The sequence below is a fragment of the Amycolatopsis sp. GA6-003 genome, assembly GCF_046267895.1.
Taxonomy (GTDB): Bacteria; Actinomycetota; Actinomycetes; order Mycobacteriales; family Pseudonocardiaceae; genus Amycolatopsis.
The window spans coordinates 1092859-1115675 of record NZ_CP176499.1; the positions used below are offsets into that span (position 1 = coordinate 1092859).

At 73.0% G+C, this 22817-nt stretch carries 3 protein-coding genes and 1 pseudogene; 1 reads left to right on the top strand and 3 read right to left on the bottom strand.

Going from position 1 to position 22817, the window contains the following annotated elements; translation table 11 throughout:
- Window positions 1-333 precede the first annotated feature (333 nt).
- Window positions 334-768 carry a hypothetical protein gene (locus F9C12_RS05035; RefSeq protein ID WP_409180790.1) on the top strand — a complete coding sequence of 145 codons (435 nt, stop codon included), beginning with the start codon at window positions 334-336 and terminating at the stop codon, window positions 766-768.
- Between the two features lie 114 nt (window positions 769-882).
- Here F9C12_RS05035 and F9C12_RS05040 read toward each other — a convergent pair whose 3' ends face one another.
- The 3 genes and pseudogenes from F9C12_RS05040 to F9C12_RS05050 form a co-directional block, all read right to left on the bottom strand.
- Window positions 883-3204 carry an amino acid adenylation domain-containing protein gene (locus F9C12_RS05040; protein WP_409464955.1) on the bottom strand — a complete coding sequence of 774 codons (2322 nt, stop codon included), beginning with the start codon at window positions 3202-3204 and terminating at the stop codon, window positions 883-885.
- 1 nt (window position 3205) lies between these two features.
- Window positions 3206-9382, bottom strand: a pseudogene (locus F9C12_RS05045) (SDR family NAD(P)-dependent oxidoreductase); the annotation flags it as partial.
- A 64-nt stretch (window positions 9383-9446) separates the two neighbouring features.
- Window positions 9447-22664, bottom strand: a complete 13218-nt coding sequence (locus tag F9C12_RS05050; RefSeq protein ID WP_409464956.1) for an SDR family NAD(P)-dependent oxidoreductase — start codon at window positions 22662-22664, stop codon at window positions 9447-9449.
- Between the last annotated feature and the right edge of the window lie 153 nt (window positions 22665-22817).

The following is a 22817-nucleotide window of genomic DNA, read 5'->3' on the forward strand; positions in this document are numbered from 1 at the left end:
CGCGGGCTCGCCGGGGAATTAGGCCGCCGTTCACCGGCCCTTTCCCGGGCCGGCGAGCGCATTCGCCTGCCGCCCCGTCCGGCCATTAATGCTTTTCCGTGGGATGATCGCCGCGTCGTTGACACCGGCCGACGGGTACTGCTATTCACTTCCTCAGCCAGGCTTCCGGGCTCGACGGCGCACGCGCCGTCGCCGCCGGAACCGCCGGGGAGCGAAGTGTGGCTGTCCCTACTCGGCCGGACGTCCAGACCCATACCGGACAGCCCGGCCGGTCAGTAGCTTCGAATGCATCGCAAGACCTCAGAACGCACCACCAGACTTAAGGAACCGGACATGGCCAACTTCACGATCGACACCGCGGCGCTCAACGACCCCCGCACCAAGCAGGCGTTCGACACGATCAAGAAGTGCGTCGGCTTCTTCGGCATCGTCTGCGCCATCGTGCTCGGCACCTGCGTGGTGGTCGCCTTCATGCACCAGCCGGTCACGACGTTCATGTGGGTGCGGGGCGCGATCCTGCTCCTGGTCGCCCCGCTGATGCTGAGCTGGGTGAAGAAGGCCGCCAACGGCGCGGCGGGCCCGTACGACCGGCTCGCCACCGTCTCGATCATCCTGCCGATCGCGATCATCGCGGTGGACCTGATCCCGGGCATCTGCCCGACCTGGTACGCCGTCATCCAGGGCATCGGCGCGCTGCCGCTGATCGGGGTCGCGGTGCTGACCCGCAACAGCCAGGTCCGCGCGGCGTTCCGCAAGGAAAAGAAGTAACGCTCCGGCCGAGCGCCCTCGTCGATCGTCGAACAGCCCCCTCGGTTCCCGAGGGGGCTGTTCGCTGTCCGTCCCCCGGAAACGGGAGTGCGCAAGGTTTTTCCGCTTGGCGGTTTACTGATCCGATGTGGCTACGACCAACGGAACCCGCTCTGCGAGAGCCCGCGGAGTGCGGCATTCGAAGAACTCGGTGAGACCGACCGACACCCCGCTCACCTTGTGCAGTTCCTGCATCGCCACCGCCGCCAGCATCGAATTCCCTCCGTGGGCGAAGAAATCGGTGTCCTCGTCCACGTCGTCGCGACGCAGCACAGCGCGCCAGACTTCGACCAACCGGTCGGTGATCGGCGCCGGACCCGGCGGCTCCGCCGCGCCGGTGCGAGGCCGTTCCGCCAGCGAACGGTCCAGTGCCGGATAGTCGACTTTCCCGTTGGCGTTGACCGGGATCGGATCGAAGACCAGAAGCTCGCCGACGGTCATCGAGGCGGGGAGGCGTTCGCGCAGGTGCTCCTGGACGCTGTCCAGGTCCACCCCGCTCCCGGACGGCTCCAGGCAGCCGACGAGCACGGCATCGGCCGTCGGGTCGCCCACGACCAGGACCGCGGCGGCGGCGACTTCGGGGTGGGCCAGCAGGGTCGTTTCGATCTCGCCCAGTTCGATCCGGTTGCCGCGCAGCTTGACCTGGCGGTCGCCGCGGCCGAAGAGGTCCAGGGTGCCGTCGGCGCGCCAGGCGGCCAGGTCACCGGTGCGGTAGAAGCGGCCGTGCACCGGGTGCGTGCCGAAGCGGGCCGCGTTCAGTTCCGGGCGGTCGTGGTAGCCGATGGCCACTCCGGCGCCGGAAATGCACAGTTCGCCGCGGACGCCGACCGGCAGTTCCCGGTCGTGGCGGTCCACGACGTGCACCCGGGTGTTGGCGATCGGGCCGCCGACGTCGAGCCGGGGCCCGGGATCGCCGGAGACGACGCGGGAAGTCGACCAGATCGCGGTTTCGGTCGGCCCGTACGCGTGGTGCAGCACGCAGCCGGCGCTCAGCAGGCGACGGGCCAGCGGCACCGGAACCGGTTCGCCGCCGGTGACGACGCTGCGGCCGCGCAAGCAGTCCGCCATGCGGTCGAGGACCAGCCGCCAAGTCGTCGGGGTGGCCTGCACGAACCGCGCGTCGTACCGTTCGACCAGTTCGCGCAGCACCCGGCCGTCGCTGCGGGCCGCGTCCGGCGCGGCGGCGAGGCGGGCGCCGGAGACCAGGGACACGAACAGTTCCACGCCGGACATGTCGAAGGCGAAGGTGGTCGTCCACAGCATCGTGTCCGCCGGGCCGACGTCCAGTTGCCGAGCGAAGTGGCCCGCGACGTTGGCCAGCGCGCCGTGCGTGATGAGTGTCCCTTTAGGACGTCCGGTGGAACCGGAGGTGTAGATCAGGTACGCGCAGGAGGCCGGATCCGGCGCCGGAGGCGCGCTCTGGTCCGCCGGGGGCGCGTCCTCGGCGGGGAAAGCGGACAGCACGGCGAGGCCGGGCGTGGCGAAGCGGCCCATGTTTCCCGCCGCTATCAGGATTTTCGCGCCCGAGTCGGCGAGCTGGTAGCGGATCCGGTCCTCGGGGTGTGTCGCGTCCAGGGGCACGTAGGCCGCGCCGGCGAGCCAGGCGCCGAGGACCGCGGCGACGAGTTCGGGGCCGCGCGGGAGCGCGATGGCCACCCGGTCCCCCGGGCCGATCCCGGCTTCCCGGAGCACGGCGCATTGAGCGACGGCCGCGTGCCACAGCTGGCCGTAGCCGACGAAGCGATCCCCTTCGCCGACAGCGCTGGTCTCAGGTGCGCGCACGGCGCGGGCGTGGACGGCCTCGAGCACCGACGCCGGTTCGACGGGTCGCGCGGTGTCGTTGGCCGCTGAGATGATTTCGTGGTCCTTCGCGCTCCACCACGGCAGGTCGCCGACGCGGCCCCCGGGATCCTCGGCCACGGCGGAAAGCACTGTCTCGTACCGGGCCAGCAGCAGGCGGACCTGCTCTTCGGGCAGGAGTTCGGGCCGGTACCGGCCCGTAACCAGGTCGCCGTCGACAGCGAACTCGAGTTCGGCACCGTCGTCGGCGCCGAGGCCCCGGGAGAACGCGTACCGCGCGCGCCCGGACGGCTCCGCGGGAGTTTCCCCTTGCCGGACAAGAAGTTCCCGGACGGTCCACAATGGATCGACGAGCAGCCGCCTGCTCGCCTTGCCGAGGAACAGGTCCCGTCCGGCGCCGTGCTTTTCGAGCAGCACGGCGTAGGCGCCGAGCAGCACCTCGAACTCCGGGACGCCAAGGGATCCGGCCTGTGCGCGGACGGCGCGGGCCGTCTCCGCGGACAGCCGGTGCCCGATCCGCGCGGCCGCGGCCGGTTCGCCGGAAGCCGGTGCCACGCAAGCCAGTTCTTCGCCCAGCCAGACGCGCGTCGTGTCCATGTCAGATACCCAGTTCCTTGTCGATGAGATCGAAGATCTCGTCGTCGGTCGCCTCGGCGAGGTCGTCGTCGGAACCGCCGCCGGACCCGGGAACCGGTGCGCTGCCCCGGAATTCCTCCGCCAGCAGCTCCAGCCGGTCCGCCAGGCGGGCCCTGGCCTCGTCCCGCGCGCCGATCCCGGCCAGCAGCGACCGCAGCCGGTCCAGCTCGGCCAGCACCGGACGGTGGTCCGCTTCCCGGCCGGCGAGCTGCTCGTGCAGGTAGCGGGCGAGGTCCGCCGGGGTCGGATGGTCGAAGACCACCGCGGCGGGCAGCCGGAGGCCGAGCGCGCCGCTGAGCCGGTTGCGGAATTCCAGCGCGGTCAGCGAATCGAAGCCGAGCTGGCGGAAGTACCGGGTCGCCTCGACCGATCCCGGACCGGATTTCCCGAGCACCAGGGCCGCCTGCGCGAGCACCGCGTTCAGGACCGCGCCCTCGCGCTGTTCGGGCGGCAGCTCGGCGAGTTCCCTGGCCAGCGCGCTGGTCCGGCCCGGGTCGGCGGCTCCGGCGGCCCGCCGTCCCGGCCGGACCAGCGCGGTCATCAGCGCGGGGACCGGGCTGCCGGAACGGCGCAGCGCGCCCAGGTCCAGCCGGGCGGTGACCAGCAGCGGGTCCGTCCGCCCGGTGGCGGCGTCCAGCAGCGAGAGCCCGTCGGCCGCGGCGAGCGGGCGCAGGCCGTGGCGGGTCATCCGCTGCCGCCCGGCTTCGGTGAGTTCCCCGGCCATGCCGTCCTCCCACGGGCCCCAGGCCAGCGAGGCGGCGGGCAGTCCTTGCTGGCGGCGGTGCGCGGCGAGCGCGTCGAGGAAGGTGTTGCCCGCCGCGTAGTTGGCTTGCCCGGGACTGCCCCAGACCCCGGCGACCGAGGAGAACAGGGTGAAGGTGTCGAGGTCGAGGTGCCTGGTCAGCTCGTGGAGGTTCCACGCGGCGTCGGCCTTGGGGCGCATCGCCTGGCGGATCTGCTCCGGGGTGAGCGAGCCGACGACGCCGTCGTCGAGCACGCCCGCGGCGTGGACCACGCCGGTCAGCGGCTCGGTCTCGGGCAGTCCGGCGAGCACTTCGGCGAGCTGGTCGCGGTCGGCGACGTCGCAGGCGATCACCCGCACTCCCGCCCCGGACCGGGCCAGTTCGCCCGCCAGTTCGGGCATGCCCGCCGCGCCCATGCCCCGCCGCGAGGCGAGCAGCAGGTTCCTGGCCCCGCCCGGCCGCGCCAGGTGCCGGGCGACCAGGCCGCCGAGCGCGCCGGACGCCCCGGTCACCAGCACGGTCCCCGCCCGGCCGGACGGCGCGGGCACGGTCAGCACGATCTTCTCCGGCCCGCCGCGGTCCGCCCGGGCGAACGCGGCCGCCGCGTGCCGGATGTCCCAGCACTCCACCGGCAACGGGCGCAGCACGCCCTCGGCGAGCGGGGCGGACAACGAGGCCAGCAGCGGGCCGAACGCCTCGGGAGCCGGAAGCCGGTCGACCCGCACGGTTTCCCGTCCGGGAGCCGCGGCGGCGTTCTCGGTGCAGTGCTCCTCGTAGAGTCCCGCTTCGGACAGCACGCGCCACGCGGACCGTTCCGCGACCGCGACGACGTCCGCGCCCCGAAGCCGGGCCAGCCGCACCGCGGCCAGCCCGGCCGCCGACGCGGCGTCGTGGATGAGCACTCGCTGTCCTGGGCGGAGGTCGGCCACCGCGTGCCACGCGGCGAGGAACGCCAGCGGAGCGGCGGCCGCCTGCGGGTGCGACCAGCCCGCGGGGATCGGCAGCAGCAACCGGGCATCGGCCGCCGCGGTGGAGCCGAACGCGCCGTCGAACACGCCCAGGACCGCGTCCCCGACGGCGAACCGGGTCACGCCGGGGCCGGTTTCCAGCACCACTCCGGCAGCTTCCCGGCCCAGGGGCCCGGAGCCGCCGTCCCGCACGGTGCGCACGTCTTCGGCGTTCACCCCGGCGGCGCGGATGCCCACCCGGACCTCGCCGTCCGCCAGCGGGACACGGTCTTTTTCGCGCAGTACCAGGTTTTCCGGCGAAGGCCCGGCGAAGCCGAGGCGCCAGTCCGGTCCGGTGGGCACGGCGAGGCCGTCCGCTTCGGCCCGGTGCAGGCGCGGCACCAGCACTTCCGCGCCGCGGATCGCGAATTCGGGTTCGCGCAGCGCGGTCGCGGCCAGCACCAGCGCGCCGGCGCCGTCGACCCGGTCCACGTCGGCCAGCGCGATCCGCTCCGGGTGTTCGCCCGCGGCGCCGCGGATCAGGCCGACGACCCCGGCCCCGTCCAGGCGGACGCCGACGCCGGGCGTCGCGGCCACGGCTCGTTCGGTCACCACCACCAGCTGCGAACTCTCCACCGCGTCCGCGGCGAGCCAATCGCGTACCACGTCCAGCACGCGCAGCACGGCTTCGCGGGCCTGTCCGGCGACGCCTTCCGCCGGGTCCTCGCCGCGAGGGCAGCAGACGACGACCACCTCGGGCACCGCCGCCCCGGCCTCGACCGCGGCGACCAGCTCCGCGACGTCCGCGTAGCCCACCGCGCCCGGCACGGCCAGTCCGCCGTCGCCGCCGAGGACCGCCGGCGAAAAGACGGGAGCCGCGTCGGACAGCTCGACTGGCGCCCATTCGATCCGGAACAGCCCGTCGTGGGTGCGGTCCAGCGAAGCGGCGGTAAACGGGGTCAGCACCACCGACTGCGCGGAGGCGACGAGCTGTCCGGCCGGGTCGGCCAACGCCACCTCGACGCCCTCGGCGGCCGGAGCCACGCGGACCCGCGTCGCGATCGCGCCGGAGGCGTGCACGTCCACACCGCTCCACATGGTGGGCAGCGACGGCGCGCCGCCGGTGGACTCGGCCAGCTGGATCAGGTGCAGGGCGGCGTCGAGCAACGCGGGGTGGACGCCGTATCCGGCGACGTCGGTGCCCTCGGGCAGGGCTACGTCCGCGAAAACCTCGTCGCCGCGCCGCCACGCCGCGCGGACGCAGCGCACGGCGGGCCCGTAGCTGGCTCCCGACGCGGCCAATTCTTCGTACAGCGCAGTGACATCGACAGTTTCCGCGCCGGACGGGGGCCACTGCGAACTCCACGAGGCCAGTCCGGCGCCGTGGCCGCCAGGGGCGAGCGTGCCGGACGCGTGCCGCGCCCACGGAGCGTCGCCGATCCGCGTGTACACCGCCACCGGCCGCCGCTCGGCCGCGTCCGCTTCGCCGACGGCGACCTGCATCGACAGGCTGTCCCGGCTCGGCAGCACCGCCGGCGTCTCGACGAGCAGTTCTTCGAGCCGCCCGCATCCGACCTCGTCCCCGGCTCGGATCGCCAGGTCCGCCAGCGCCGCGGCGGGCAGGATCGTCCGGCCCGCCAGCGTCGAGTCCACGAGCCAGGACGGGGTTCCCGGCGCGAGGCGACCGGTGAGCACGACCCCGCCGGTGGCGGGCAGCTCCGCGACGGCGCCCAGGAGCGGATGTTCGGGGCTGCGCAGGCCGAGGTCGTCGGCACGGCCGCCCGCGACCGCGGTGAGCCAGTACCGCTGGTGCTGGAAAGCATAGGTGGGCAGGTCGACCCGCCGAGCGCCCGTGCCGTCGAAAACGTTGTGCCAGTCGAAGTCCAGGCCGCGAACGTACACTTTGGACACCGCCGTCAGCAGCGCACGGACCTCGTCGCGTCCACGCCGCGCCACCGGAATCCACGCCTCGTCCGCCTCGTCCGGACGGCTCAACGGACCCATCCCCGACAGAACCCCGTCCGGGCCCACCTCGACAAACGTCCGCACCCCCAGCTCCCGCAAGGTGCCCGTCACGTCCGAGAAGCGCACCGCCTCGCGCACATGCCGCACCCAATAGCCCGGGTCCGTCACCTCGTCGCCGACTACGGCCCCGGTCAGCCCCGACACCAACGGCAGCTCCGGACGACGGCATTCCACCGAGTTCACTACGTCGGCGAACCGCGCCAGCATCGGCTCCATCAACGGCGAATGAAACGCATGCGACACCGCCAACCGCTTCGTCCGGCACCCCGCGCCCGCCAGTTCCTCCGCGGCCGCCAGCACCTCGTCCTCGACACCGGAAATCACCACCGCGTCCGGGCCGTTCACCGCGGCTACACCCACCCCGGCGCGGCCCGCGATCGCCTTCCGGACCTCGTCTTCAGCCATCTCGACGGCGACCATCGCCCCGCCGGTCGGCAACTCCTGCATCAACCGACCACGCGCCGCCACCACCGCACACGCATCCGACAGCGACCACACCCCAGCCACATACGCCGCCGCCAACTCGCCGATCGAATGACCCGCGACCACACTCGGCCGCACACCCCACGACTCCAGCAACCGGAACCACGCAACCTCGGTCGCGAACAACCCCGACTGCGCCCACACCGTGTCGTTGATGTCCCCGTACTCGCCCCGGATCACCGCCGCAGGCGAACCGTCCAAATGCTCTTCCAGACCGGCACACACCGCATCGAAGGCTTCCGCGAACACCGGAAACACCGAATACAGGCCCAACCCCATGCTCAAGCGCTGCGCACCCTGACCGGTGAAGACGTAACCGAGCTTCCCCAGCGAACCCGCCACGCCCGACACCACACCAGCAGACTCGCGGGCCTCGGCCAGTGCGGCCAACCCCGCATCGTGGTCGCCCAGCACCACCGCCCGGTGTTCCAGGGCCGCCCGGCCCGCCAGCGACCACCCCACATCCACGGACCCGTCAGCCTGCCCCGCCAACCGGGCAGCTTGCGCCGCCAGCCCTTCCGCCGAACGCGCCGACACCACCCACGGCACCACCGGCAACACCACATCAGCCTCAGCAGGAGCATCCGCACCTTCCGGCGCCTGCTCCACGATCACATGCGCGTTCGTCCCGGAGAACCCGAACGACGACACCCCGGCCCGGCGAGGACGATCGCCCACCTCCGGCCACGACACCGCCTCGGTCGCCAACCGGACCGCACCCGAAGCCCACTCCACCCGGGACGATGGCTTGTCGGCGTGCAACGTCGCGGGCACCACACCCCGACGGATCGCCGACACCATCTTGATCACCCCGGCCACCCCCGCGGCCGCCTGTGCGTGGCCGATGTTCGACTTCACCGATCCGAGCAGCAGCGGCCGGTCGGCCGGTCGGTCCTGTCCGTACGTGGCCAGCAGCGCTTCCGCCTCGATCGGATCGCCCAGCCGGGTCCCGGTCCCGTGTCCGTCCACGACGTCCACGCCGTCCGACCCCACCCCCGCACGCGCCAACGCAGCACGGATCACCCGCTGCTGCGAAGGACCGTTCGGCGCCGTCAAGCCATTCGAGGCACCGTCCTGGTTCACCGCGCTGCCAGCCACCACCGCCAGCACTTGATGCCCGTTGCGCCGCGCGTCCGACAACCGCTCCAGCACCAAAACCCCAGAGCCCTCGCCCCAGCCGACACCGTCGGCACCGTCCCCATAGGACTTGCACCGGCCGTCCGGAGACAGGCCCCGCTGGCGCGAAAAGTCGATGAACGTGGCCGGGGTGGACATCACCGTCACGCCGCCAGCCAGCGCCAGCGAGCACTCCCCCGCATTCAAAGACTGCGCAGCCAAATGCAGCGCGACCAACGAAGACGAACACGCGGTATCCACCGTCACCGCCGGACCTTCCAAGCCCAGCGCGTAGGAGATCCGGCCGGAGGCGATCGAGCCCATGTTTCCGGTGGCGAGGTAGCCCTCGGACTGCTCGCGCGCCTGGTTCCAGATCAGGTAGTCGTGGTAGAACAGCCCCGCGAACACCCCGGTGTCGCCGCCTCGCAACGAGATCGGGTCGATCCCGGCGTCCTCCAGCGCCTCCCACGACGTCTCCAGATACACCCGCTGCTGCGGATCCATCGCCAGCGCCTCGCGCGGGCTGATGCCGAAGAACTCCGCGTCGAAACCGGTGGCCCCGTAGAGGAAACCGCCCTCCGCGCAGATGCTCTTGCCGAGCGCGTCCGGATCGGGGTCGAGCAGGTCGGCGGGCCAGCCGCGGTCGGCCGGCAGCGGGCCGATCGCGTCGGTGCGCGCTTCGAGCAGCTCCCACAGCTGCTCCGGGGACGAGACCCCGCCGGGGAACCGGCAGGCCATGCCCACGATGGCGACGGGTTCCTGCTGGCGCTCCTCGGCTTCGCGGAGGCGCTCGCGGGTTTGGTGCAGTTCGGCGGTGACCCGTTTCAGATAGTCGCGGAGCTTGTCCTCGTTCGACATCCGGGAGCCCTTCCTCTTTCGTGCGCGGAGTTCAGATCCCGAGCTGGTTGTCGATGAAGTCGAACATGTCGTCGTCGCTGGCGGACTGGAGCTGCTCGGCGACCGAGCCGTCGGCGCCGCCCTCCGGTCCGGTCAGCGCGGCGAGCAGGTCGGCGAGCCGGGCGGCGACCCGCGCCCGCGCGGTGTCGTCGGCCCGCAGTTCGGCGAGCGAAGCTTCGAGCCGGTCGAGGCCGGAGTAGGCCGACAGCGCGGGCTGCTCCGGAGCCTCCCCGGTCTCGGCGCCGAACATCCCTTCCAGCAGGAAATCGGCCAGTGCGCTCGAGGTCGGGTAGTCGAAGACCGCGGTGGGCGAAAGCCGTTGCCCGGTGGCCTCGGTCAACCGGTTGCGCAGTTCGATCGCGGTCAGCGAGTCGAAGCCGACTTCGCGGAACGGGCGGTCCGCGTCGAGCCCGCCGGTCCCGGCCAAGCCCAGCACCAGCGCGGCCTGCGTGCTGACCAGCTCGCGCAGCGCGTCCCGGCGCTCCGGTCCGCTCAGGTCGTGAAGCGTGCCGCGGGCGTCCGCGACGCGTTCGCCGACCGCGCGCCGGGCCGGAGCCGCGGGCCGGGCGCTGGGCGCCAGAGCCGAAAGCAACGGCGGCACCTCCCCGGACCGGCGCACCCCGGCCAGGTCGAGCCTGGCCGCCGCCAGCAGCGGACCGCACTGGCCCAGCGCCGCGTCGAGCACGCGCAGCCCTTCCGGTTCCGGCAGCGGAGCCAGCCCTTGGCGGGACATCCGCCGCCAGTCGGCTTCGGTGAACGCGCCGGCCATCCCGGATTCCCACGGACCCCACGCGATCGACACCGCGGGCAGGCCCCGCTGGCGGCGGTGCGCGGCGAGCGCGTCGAGGAAGGTGTTGCCCGCCGCGTAGGCGGCCTGTCCGGCGTTGCCCCAGATCCCGGCGACAGACGAGAACACCACGAAGAAGTCCGGGTTCATCGGCTGCGTCAGCTCGTGCAGATGCCAGGCCGCGTCCACCTTCGGGCGGAGCACCGCGGTCATCCGCTCGTCGGTCAGCGAGCCGAGGAGCCCGTCGTCGAGGACCCCGGCCGAATGCACCACGCCGGTCAGCGACACGCCGTCCAGCACTGCGGCGAGCTGCTCGCGGTCGGCGGCGTCGCACGCCAGCATGGTGGTTTCGACGCCGCGCCGTTCCAGATCCGCGGCCAGCTCGGCGAGCCCGGGAGCATCGGCGCCGCGCCGGGACAGCAGCAGCAACCGCTTGGCGACGCCGGTTTCGGCGAGGCGCAGGGCGACCAGCCGGCCCAAGGCCCCGGAAGCGCCCGTGATCAGCACCGTGCCCGCGGCTCGGGCGCCGTCCGGGGCAGGCGGCGAAACCCGGGTCAGCCTCGGCGCCCGCACCTCGCCGGCGCGCACCGCGAACTCGGGCTCCCCCGCCGCGATCCCGGCACGCACCCAGTCGAGGACTGCGGGACTGGCCAGATCGTCCACATCGGACAGGACGATCCGGCCGGGGTTCTCCGACTGCGCGACGCGGACGAGGCCCCACACCGGCGCGGCCGCCAGGTCCAGCGCGAGCCCGTCGCCGACGTCGACCGCGCGTTCGGTGACCACGGCGAGCCGGGCTTCGGTGTCCGCGGCGAGCCACGCCCGCAGCCGGGCCAGCACGTCGAGCGCGACGGCGTTGGCCTGTTCCGGCAGTTCGCCGCCGACCGGCGGCACCGTCAGCAGTTCGAGGTCGGCGTCCGAGGAGCCGGCGGACGGGACCGGCGTCCACTCGACCGCGTAGGTCGAGCCGTCCGAACTCGCGGTCAGCTCTTCGGCGCTTGCCGCGCGCAGCGCCAGCATCCCGACCGACGCGACCGGCTCGCCGGACGCGTCGGCCAGCGCGAGCGCGATCCCGCCCGGCACCGGCGAGATCCGCACCCGGGCCGCCGAGGCGCCGGAAGCGTGCACCACCACATCGTTCCAGGCGAACGGCAGCCGCAGGCCCTCGGTGTCCACTCCGGCCGCGTGCAACGCCGCGTCGAACAGGGCGGGGTGCACGCCGAACCCGGCGACGGGAACGCCTTCGGGCAGTTCGACTTCGGAGAACAGCTCCTCGCCGCGCCGCCAGACCGCGCGGACGCCTTGGAACACCGGCCCGTATTCAAGCCCGGTCTCGGCCAGCCTTGGATAGAACCCGTCCAGGTCGACCGGCTCCGCGTCGGCCGGGGGCCACTGCGCCAGGTCCGGACCGTCCGCGGGGGCGGCTCCGGCGGACACCGCGCCCGCCGCGTGCCGGACCCATTCGCCGTCGCCGCTCTTCGCGTAGACATTGAGCGCGCGGCGGCCGGTGTCGTCCGGACCGTCGACGGTGAGCTGAACCCGGGCCGAGACCCCGGTTTCGAGCTTGAGCGGAGCCTCGATCAGCAGTTCGTCGATGCGGTCGCAGCCCGCCTCGTCGGCGGCGCGGACGACCATGTCCAGCAGCGCGGTGCCGGGCACGAGGACCTGTCCGGCCACCGCGTGGTCGGCCAGCCACGGCTGTTCGCCGAGCGAAAGCCGGCCGGTCAGCATGACTCCGCCGGTGGCGGGCAGTTCGGCAGCGGCGCCCAGGAGCGGGTGCTCCGGGCTGTCCATGCCGAGGTCGTCGGCGTGGCCGCCGGTGATCGCGTTGAGCCAGTACCGCTGGTGCTGGAACGCATAGGTGGGCAGCTCGACCCGGCGGGCACCCGTGCCGTCGAAAACGTTGTGCCAGTCGAAGTCCAGGCCGCGAACGTACACTTTGGACACTGCGGTGAGCAGTGCGCGGATTTCGTCGCGTCCGCGCCGCGCCACCGGGATCCACGCCTCGTCCGCGCCGTCGGGACGGCTCAACGGCCCCATTCCCGAGAGGACGCCGTCGGGGCCGACCTCGACGAACGTCCGCACTCCCTGGTCCCGCAAGGTGCCCGCGACAGCGACGAAGTCCACGGCCTCGCGCACGTGCCGCACCCAGTAGCTCGGGTCCGTCACCTCGTCGGTTACCACGCGCCCGGTCAGCCCGGACACCAGCGGCAACTGCGGGCGACAGCATTCCACCGAGTTCACTACGTCGGCGAACCGCGCCAGCATCGGCTCCATCAACGGCGAATGAAACGCATGCGACACCGACAACCGCTTCGTCCGGCATCCCTTCAGCTCCGCCGCGGCCGCGAGAACCTCGTCCTCCACCCCGGAAATCACCACCGCCGTCGGCCCGTTCACCGCAGCTATACCCACCCCGGCGCGACCCGCGATCACCTCCGACACCTGCTCCGCAGTCGCCTCCACCGCCACCATCGCCCCGCCGGTCGGCAACTCCTGCATCAACCGACCGCGCGCGGCCACCACCGCACAGGCGTCAGGCAGCGACCACACCCCGGCCACATGAGCGGCCGCCAGCTCGCCGATCGAGTGGCCCGCGACCACATTCGGCCGCATTCCCCACGATTCCAGCAGCCGGAACATCGCGACCTCGGTCGCGAACAACCCGGACTGCGCCCACATCGTGTCGTTGATGTCCCCGTACTCGCCCCGGATCACCGCCGCGGGCGAACCGTCCAAATGCTTCTCCAGTTCGGCACACACCGTGTCGAAGGCTTCCGCGAACACCGGGAAAACCGCGTGCAGCCCGGCACCCATCCCGACCCGCTGCGCACCCTGACCGGTGAAAACAAACCCAAGCTTGCCGAGCGACCCCACCACACCCGACACCACCTGGGCCGACTCGCGACCCTCGGCCAACGCCGCCAACCCCGCACCGTGCTCGCCCAGCACCACCGCACGATGCTCCAACGCCGCCCGCGAAGCCAGCGACCACCCCACATCCAGCGGCTCCTCAGCCAACCCGACCAACCGCTGAGCCTGCGCCGCCAACCCCTCCGGCGAACGCGCCGACACCACCCACGGCACCACCGGCAGCTCGACGTCGATCTCGACCGGAGCCTCCGGAACCACCGGAGCCTGCTCCACGATCACATGCGCATTAGTCCCGGAGAACCCGAACGACGACACCCCGGCCCGGCGAGGACGATCGCCCACCTCCGGCCACGACACCGCCTCGGTCGCCAACCGGACCGCACCCGAAGCCCACTCCACCCGGGTGGAAGGCGTCTCGGCGTGCAGGGTCGCGGGCACCACGCCCCGGCGCATTGCCGAGACCATCTTGATCACCCCGGCCACCCCCGCGGCCGCCTGCGTGTGCCCGAGGTTCGACTTCACCGATCCGAGCAGCAGCGGCCGGTCGGCCGGTCGGTCCTGTCCGTACGTGGCCAGCAGCGCTTCCGCCTCGATCGGATCGCCCAGCCGCGTTCCCGTGCCGTGTCCGTCCACGACGTCCACGCCGTCCGGATCCAGTCCCGCGCTGGCCAGTGCCGCGCGGATCACCCGCTGCTGCGAAGGACCGTTCGGCGCCGTCAACCCGTTCGACGCGCCGTCCTGGTTCACCGCGCTGCCAGCCACCACCGCCAGCACCCGATGCCCGTTGCGCCGCGCATCCGACAGCCGTTCCAAGACCAGAACCCCGGAACCTTCACCCCAGCCGACACCGTCCGCACCGTCCCCATAGGACTTGCACCGGCCGTCCGGAGACAGGCCCCGCTGGCGGGAGAAGTCGAAGAACGCGCCTGGAGTGGACATCACCGTCACGCCGCCAGCCAGCGCCAGCGAGCACTCCCTCGCATTCAAAGACTGTGCGGCCAAATGCAGCGCGACCAACGAAGAAGAACACGCGGTGTCCACCGTCACCGCCGGACCTTCCAAGCCCAGCGCGTAGGAAACGCGACCGGAAGCGACCGAACCCATGCTGCCGGTGCCCAGGTAGCCTTCCGAGTCTTCGTGGACCTGATGCCAGGACAGATAGTCGTGGTAGAACAACCCCGCGAACACCCCGGTGTCGCTGCCCCGCAACGAGTTCGGGTCGATCCCGGCGTCCTCCAGCGCGTCCCACGACGTCTCCAGATACACCCGCTGCTGCGGATCCATCGCCAGCGCTTCACGGGGGCTGATGCCGAAGAACTCCGCGTCGAAACCGGTGGCCCCGTAGAGGAAGCCGCCCTCCGCGGCGACGCTCTTCCGCACCGCGTCCGGATCGGAGTCGACGAGGTCGGCGGGCCAGCCCCGGTCCGTCGGGAAGGCCCCGACCGCGTCGGTGCGCGCCTCGAGCAGCTCCCACAGCTGGCCCGGGGAAGACACGCCGCCGGGGAACCGGCAGGCCATGCCCACGATGGCGATGCGGTCCTCGCCGGCGGCCGCGCGCGGTGCGACGCGGGCGGGGGCGGTCTCGCTCCGGCCGGTCAGTTCTCCCAGCAGGAACTCGGTCAGTGCGGCCGGGGTCGGATAGTCGAACACCACGGTGGCGGGCAGCCGCACGCCGGTGGCGCCGCCCAGGCGCGTCCGGAGTTCCACGGCGGTCAGCGAGTCGAAGCCGGAGTCGCGAAAGGACCGTCCGAAGTCGACAGTCGCGTCTCCGGTCAGGCCGAGCACCTGTCCGGCCTGCGCCAGCACCAGGTCCCGCACGACGTCCGCGCGCTCGGCCTCGCCCGCCGACGCGAGCCGCTCGGCCAGCGCGTTCCCGTCGGCGGACGGCTGCCCGACGGTGCGGCGGGCGGGCGTCGAGGCGCCGGCCAGCCCGGACAGCACCGGCGGCGCCTCCCCGGCCCGCCGCAGCGCGGCCAGGTCCAGCCGGGCCGCGACCAGCAGCGGCGCGGGAGCGGCGACCGGACCGGTCACCAGGTCCACCACGGCGAGGCCCTGCGCCGCGGACAGGGTCCGCAGGCCCTGGCGGGACAGCCGGGTGCGATCGGTCCCGGTCAGTTCTCCGGCCATGCCGGTGTCCCACGGGCCCCAGGCCAGCGACACCGCGGGCAGGCCCTGCTGGCGCCGATGGGCGGCGAGCGCGTCGAGGAAGGTGTTGCCCGCCGCGTAGTTCGCCTGCCCGGCGGTGCCCCACACCCCGGCGACCGACGAGAACAGGACGAAGAAGTCCAGCTCGGCGCCCTCGGTCAGCTCGTGCACCTGCCACGCACCGTCGACCTTCGGCCGCAGCACGGAGGCCATCCGCTCGGCTGTCAGCGACTCGACGACCCCGTCGTCGAGCACTCCGGCGGCGTGCACCACACCGGTGAGCGGCACGCCGTCAAGCACCGCGGCCAGCTGCGCCCGGTCAGCGACGTCGCACGCGGCGACGGTCACCTCGACCCCGGACTGCTCCAGTTCCGCCGCCAGCGCCGGCATTCCCGGTGCCTCGGCTCCCTTGCGGGACACCAGCACCAGCCGAGCGACGGCGCCGGTCCCGGCCAAGTGCCGGGCGACCAGTCCGCCCAGCGCACCGGATGCGCCGGTCACCAGCACGGTGCCCGGACGGGTCCGGGGAGCCGGACGCGGCGCGGTCGTCCTGGCCAGCCGCGGGACCCGCACCTCGCCGGAACGCACCGCGAACCGCGACTCGCCGGCGGCCGCGGCGGCCCGCAGAGCCCGCTCGTCGGCGCTGCCGTCCACATCGGACAGGACGATGCCGCCGGGATGCTCGGCCTGCGCGGCCGAGACCAGGCCCCACACCGTCGCGGCGGCCACGTCGAGAGGCAGGCCGTCACCGGCGTCCACCGCGCGTTCGGTGACCACGACCAGCCGGGCTCCGGTGTCCGCCGCGAGCCATTCCCGCAGCACGGCCAGCACGCCGGCCGCCGCGGCGTGCGCTCGTTCCGGCACTGGGCCTGCGGCCGGATTCACCCGCAGGACCAGGAAATCGGCGTCTTCGCCGCTTCCCCACTCCGCCCAGCGGCCGGCGTCCGGGGAGCCGGACGGCACCGGCGCCCATTCCAGGCGGAACAGGTCGTCCCGGGCAGTTTCCTGGCCGGACGGCAGCGGCCGCAGGGCCAGCGCGCCCACGGTGGCGATCGGTTCGCCCGCCGGATCGGCGAGGACCAGCGAGACCCCCTCGGCCCGCGGACTGATGCGGACCCGGGCGGTCGTCGCGCCCGTCGCGTGGACCCGGACGTCCCGCCAGGCGAACGGGACCTCCAGCCGGCCGCCGTCGGCGCCGACCACCGCGTGCAGGGCGGCGTCGAACAGCGCCGGGTGCACGGCGAAGCCGGCGACCTCGGTGTCCTCGGGCAGCGCGACCTCGGCGAACAGGTCCGCGCCGAGCCGCCAGACCGCGCGGACGCCCCGGAACGCCGGCCCGTAGCCGAGTCCGGCTTCGGCCAGCGCCGGGTAGAAGTTCTCCAGCTCGACCGGCGCCGCCCCGGCCGGGGGCCACTGCGCGAACCGCCCGGCCTCGACCGCGGCGCCCGGCCGCACGGTTCCCGCCGCGTGGCGCACCCAGTCGTCGCCGGCACGGGCGTACAGGGCCGCCTCGCGGCTGCCGTCCGGGCCCGGTCCGCTCACCGTGACCTGGACCCGCACCGAATCCTCGAGTACCAGCGGAGTTTCCATCAGCAGCTCGTCGATGCGGTCGCAGCCCGCCTCGTCGGCGGCGCGGACGACCATGTCCAGCAGCGCGGTGCCGGGCACGAGGACCCGGCCCGCCACCACGTGGTCGGCCAGCCACGGCTGTTCGCCGAGCGAAAGCCGGCCGGTCAGCATCACCCCGCCGGTCGCGGGCAGCTCCACCGCCGCGCCCAGCAACGGATGCCGGGGGCTGTCCAGTCCGAAGTCGTCGGCGCGGCCGCTCGCGACCGCCTTCAGCCAGTACCGCTGACGCTGGAACGCATAGGTGGGCAGCTCGACCCTCCGGGCGCCCGTGCCCGCGAAAACGTTGTGCCAGTCGAAATCCAGGCCGCGAACGTACACTTTGGACACCGCCGTCAGCAGCGCACGGACCTCGTCGCGTCCACGCCGCGCCACCGGAATCCACGCCTCGTCCGCCTCGTCCGGACGGCTCAACGGACCCATCCCCGACAGAACCCCGTCCGGGCCCACCTCGACAAACGTCCGCACCCCCAGCTCCCGCAAGGTGCCCGCCACGTCCGAGAAGCGCACCGCCTCGCGCACATGCCGCACCCAATAGCCCGGGTCCGTCACCTCGTCGCCGACTACGGCCCCGGTCAGCCCCGACACCAACGGCAGCTCCGGACGACGGCATTCCACCGAGTTCACTACGTCGGCGAACCGCGCCAGCATCGGCTCCATCAACGGCGAATGAAACGCATGCGACACCGCCAACCGCTTCGTCCGGCACCCCGCGCCCGCCAGTTCCTCCGCGGCCGCCAGCACCTCGTCCTCGACACCGGAAATCACCACCGCGTCCGGGCCGTTCACCGCGGCTACACCCACCCCGGCGCGGCCCGCGATCGCCTTCCGGACCTCGTCTTCAGCCATCTCGACGGCGACCATCGCCCCGCCGGTCGGCAACTCCTGCATCAACCGACCACGCGCCGCCACCACCGCACACGCATCCGACAGCGACCACACCCCAGCCACATACGCCGCCGCCAACTCGCCGATCGAATGACCCGCGACCACACTCGGCCGCACACCCCACGACTCCAGCAACCGGAACCACGCAACCTCGGTCGCGAACAACCCCGACTGCGCCCACACCGTGTCGTTGATGTCCCCGTACTCGCCCCGGATCACCGCCGCAGGCGAACCGTCCAAATGCTCTTCCAGACCGGCACACACCGCATCGAAGGCTTCCGCGAACACCGGAAACACCGAATACAGGCCCAACCCCATGCTCAAGCGCTGCGCACCCTGACCGGTGAAAACAAACCCGACCTTGCCGAGCGACCCCACCACACCCGACACCACCTGGGCCGACTCGCGACCCTCGGCCAACGCCGCCAACCCCGCACCGTGGTCGCCCAGCACGACCGCACGATGCTCCAACGCCGCGCGCGAAGCCAGCGACCACCCCACATCCAGCGGCTCCTCAGCCAACCCGACCAACCGCTCGGCCTGCGCCGCCAACCCCTCCGGCGAACGCGCCGAAACCGGCCACGGCACCACCGGCAGCTCGACCTCGATCTCGGCCGGAGCCTCCGGAACCACCGGAGCCTGCTCCACGATCACATGCGCATTCGTCCCCGAGATACCGAACGACGACACGCCCGCCCGGCGAGGACGATCGCCCACCTCCGGCCACGACACCGCCTCGGTCGCCAACCGGACCGCACCCGAAGCCCACTCCACCCGGGACGATCGCTCGCCCGCGTGCAGGGTCGCGGGCAGTTCCTCGTGCCGCAGGGCGAGCACGGTTTTGATCACGCCCGCCACTCCGGCGGCCCACTGCGCGTGCCCGATGTTCGATTTCACCGACCCCAGCCACAGCGGACGGTCCCGGTCCTGCCCGTAAGTCGCCAGCAGTGCTTCCGCCTCGATCGGGTCGCCCAGCCGGGTCCCCGTGCCGTGCCCCTCGACGGCGTCGACGTCCGCGGCCTCGATGCCCGCGTCGGCGAGCGCGGCGCGGATCACCCGCTGCTGCGAAGGACCGTTCGGCGCCGTCAAGCCATTCGAGGCGCCGTCCTGGTTCACCGCGCTGCCAGCCACCACGGCCAGCACTTGATGCCCGTTGCGCCGCGCGTCCGAAAGCCGTTCCAAGAGCAGCAGACCGCCGCCCTCGGCCATGCCCATTCCGTCGGCCTGCTCCGCATAGGCCTTGCAGCGGCCGTCCGGCGCCAGCCCCTGCTGCCGGGTGAACCACTCCAGCCACGACGGCGTCGCGTGCACCGTCACGCCGCCGGTCAGCGCCAGCGAGCACTCCCCGGCACGCAACGCCTGCGCCGCCAGATGCAGGGCGACCAAGGACGACGAGCACGCCGTGTCGACAGTGAGCGCGGGGCCTTCCAGGCCGAGGGTGTAGGAGACCCGGCCGGAGAGAATGCTGGGCGCGATCCCGGATTGCAGATGCCCCTGAAGCTCTTCGGGCGCGTTGCCGCCGTACCCGGAGGCCGCGCCGCCGACGAACACGCCAGTCGCCGAGCCGCGCAGCCGTTTCGGATCGATGCCCGCGCGTTCGAACGCCTCCCACGACAGTTCCAGCAGCATCCGCTGCTGCGGATCCATCGCCAGCGCCTCGCGCGGGCTGACGCCGAAGAACGCGGCGTCGAATTCTCCCGCCGCGGCAAGGAATCCGCCGCCGACCGTGGCGATTTCGCCGAGGCCGCCCCAGCCCCGGTCGGCGGGCAGCGGCCCGACGGCGTCGCCGCCCGCGGCCAGGAGCCGCCACAGCTGCTCGGGGTCGCTGATGCCGCCGGGCAGGCGGCAGCTCATCGCGACGATCGCGATCGGCTCGTCGGCGGCCGCGCCGGTGCGCTCCGGCGTCGGCGCGGCGTCGGCGAGCCCGAGAAGTTCGGTGCGCAGGAACTCGGCCAGCGCGAGCGGGGTCGGATGGTCGAAGGTGAGCGTGCTGGGCAGCTTGCGCCCCAGCGCGGTGCACAGCCGGCCGCGCAGGTCGACCCCGGTGACCGAGTCGAAGCCGATCTCCTTGAAGGTCAGCGCGGAGTCCACCGACTCCGGCGAAGCGTGCCCGAGCACGGCGGCGGCCTGCGCCCGCACCAGGTCGAGCACGCGCGCGACCTGCTCCGCGGCCGGCTTTCCGGCCAGTGTCCGCGCCCACCCGGAGACCGGGGCGGCCACGGGTTCCGGCAGGCTCGCGGCGCTGCCGTCGAGCTGGCGGGGAGTTCCGGCGTCGAGCCAGAAACGTTCGTGCTGGAAGGCGTAGGTGGGCAGGTCGACGCGGTTCGCCGCGGGCAGCACGGCAGTCCAGTCCACCGGCGCGCCGTGCGTGTACGCCTCGGCGAAGGACGTGAGCAGCCGGACGCTGTCGCCCTCGTCGCGGCGCAGCGTGCCGCACACCGCACCGGCGTCCTCCAAGGTGTCGGCGATCGCGGCCGTCAGCACCGGATGCGGGGACACCTCGATGAACACCCGGTCGCCGAGAACCCGCACGGCACGGTCGAATCGCACCGGCGCCCGCAGGCTTTCGTACCAGTACCCGGCGTCGAGTTCTTCGCCGGTCAAGGTTTCTCCGGACATCGCCGACACCATCGGCACCCGGCCGCGCCGCGGCTCGATCCCGGCCAGCACCGCACGGATCTCCGCTTCCAGGCTTTCCACCTGCGCGCAATGCGAGGCGTAATCCACCGCCACCATCCGCGCTCGGACACCCTCAGCGTCCAATTCGGACTTCAGCTCCGCCAACGCCTCCGGCTCACCCGAAACGACCACCGCAGCTGGACCGTTCACCGCAGCGAGAGCCAGCTTCTCGCCCCACCGGCCCAGCCGCCCCTCGACTTCGGCAGCATCCGCGTTGACCGACAGCATGCCGCCCAGACCCGCGAGCGCAGTCAGCGATTTCGACCGCAGGGACACGATCCGCGCGCCGTCCTCGAGGGACACCATCCCCGCGACCGTGGCCGCCGCGATCTCGCCCTGGGAATGGCCCACCACCGCGGCGGGCGCGACGCCCGCGGCTTCCCACGCCGCGGCAAGGGAAACCATCACCGCCCACAACGCGGGCTGCACGACGTCCGCCGACTCCAGCTCGCCTTCGAGCGCCTCGGGCAGCTTCCAGTCCACAAAGGACTCCAAAGCCGCCTCGCACTCCGCCAGCCGCGCCGCGAACGCCGGATTCGCCCGGGTCAGCGCAAGCCCCATGCCCCGCCACTGCGAACCCTGGCCGGGAAAGACGAACACCGGCCGCGCGGAACCGCGCGCGACCCCGGAGACGACCCCGGCCCCGGGCGCCCCGTCGGCGAGGCCGGCCAGCCCGGTCCGCAGGTCCCCGGTCACCACCGCGCGATGCTCGAACGGGGTCCGGGTGGTGGCCAGCGACCAGGCCAGCTCAGCCGGTTCGAGCCCGGGCCGCGCCGACACCCAGTCGCGCAGCCGGGCCGCCTGGGCCCGCAGCCCCTCGGCCGAGCGGGCGGACAGCACCCAAGCCGGGACCGCTTCCGGCACCGGCGCCAGCTCCGCGGCGCGGGGCGCTTCTTCCACGATGACGTGCGCGTTGGCGCCGCTGAGCCCGAATCCGGACACCCCGGCCCTGCGCGGCCGCCCGCCCTCCGGCCACCGCACCGGTTCGCTCAGCAGCCGGACCGTGCCGCGCGACCAGTCGACGCGCGGGGTCGGCTTCCCGCCGTGCCGGGTCGCGGGCAGCACACCGTTGCGCAGCGCGAGCACCATCTTGATCACCCCGGCCACCCCGGCGGCGGCCTGGGCGTGCCCGAGGTTCGACTTGACCGAGCCCAGCCACAACGGCTCGTCCCGCTCCCCGCCGTAGGCGGCGAAAAGGGCTTCCGCCTCGATCGGGTCGCCGAGAACGGTCCCGGTCCCGTGCGCCTCCACCGCGTCCACTTCGGACGGATCGAGCCGGCCATTGGCCAGCGCCTGGCGGATCACCGCTTGCTGCGCCTCGCCGTTCGGGGCGGTCAGGCCGTCGCTCGCGCCGTCGGAGTTGACCGCGGAACCGCGCAGCACGGCCAGCACCGGCTGTCCGTCGCGCAGAGCGTCGGACAGCCGCCGCAGCACGAGCAGGCCGACCCCCTCCGACCACACGGTGCCGTCCGCGTCGGCGGAGAACGGCAGGCAGTCCCCCTCCGGCGACAGCGCCCGCAGGCCGCTGAACGCGACGAAGTTGCCGGGCGTAGACATCACGGAGACGCCGCCGGCCAGCGCCAGCGAGCAGTCGCCGGCGCGCAATGCTTGTGCGGCAAGGTGAATCGCGACCAGCGAACTGGACGCGGAGGTGTCCACGGTGAGGGACGGCCCGCGCAGCCCGAGCAGGTACGAGACCCGGCCGGACAGCACGCTGGTCGTGGTGCCGGTCAGCAGGTAGCCCTTCACCGGCGAGGGCGCGTCCTCCAGCCGCGGGCCGTACTCCCGGGGCTCCGCGCCGACGAAGACCCCGGCGCTGGCGCCCCGGAGCGACTCCGGGACGATGGCGGCCCGTTCGAGGGCCTCCCACGAAGCTTCCAGCAGCAGCCGCTGCTGAGGTTCCATCGCCAGCGCCTCGCGCGGCGGAATGCCGAAGAACCGCGCGTCGAAGCCGGTCGCGTCGTCGAGGAAACCGCCGCGGGCGAGGTAAGTCTTCCCGGCCGCTTCCGGATCCGGGTCGTGCAGGCCCGGCCGCCACCCCCGGTCTCCGGGGAACGCCGAGAGCACGTTCCCGCCCCGGGCCAGCAGCTCCCAGAGGTCTTCGGGCGAGCGGACGCCGCCGGGGTACCGGCAGCTCATGCCGACGATGGCCACCGGCTCCGCGCCGTCGGCCGCGCATCCCGTGCCGTTCGTTCGGTCAGTCTCGTTCACAACACCCTCGGCATTCCGGAGATCTTCTGCGATAGCTGCGCGAATCCGGCCGCTACCTGGCACGGGCGGCGGGCGGGGAAGGACGCGCGGACGCGGGCCTTCCCCGCCCGGCGGGGATCGGGGCCGCCCCCTGGGGGTCGGGGCGGCCCCGGG

What these genes read in the sequence shown, in the direction of transcription:
- F9C12_RS05035 (WP_409180790.1), top strand. Translation starts at nt 334, where the DNA reads ATGGCCAACTTCACGATCGACACCGCGGCGCTCAACGACCCCCGCACC.
- F9C12_RS05040 (WP_409464955.1), bottom strand. Translation starts at nt 3,204, where the DNA reads ATGGACACGACGCGCGTCTGGCTGGGCGAAGAACTGGCTTGCGTGGCA.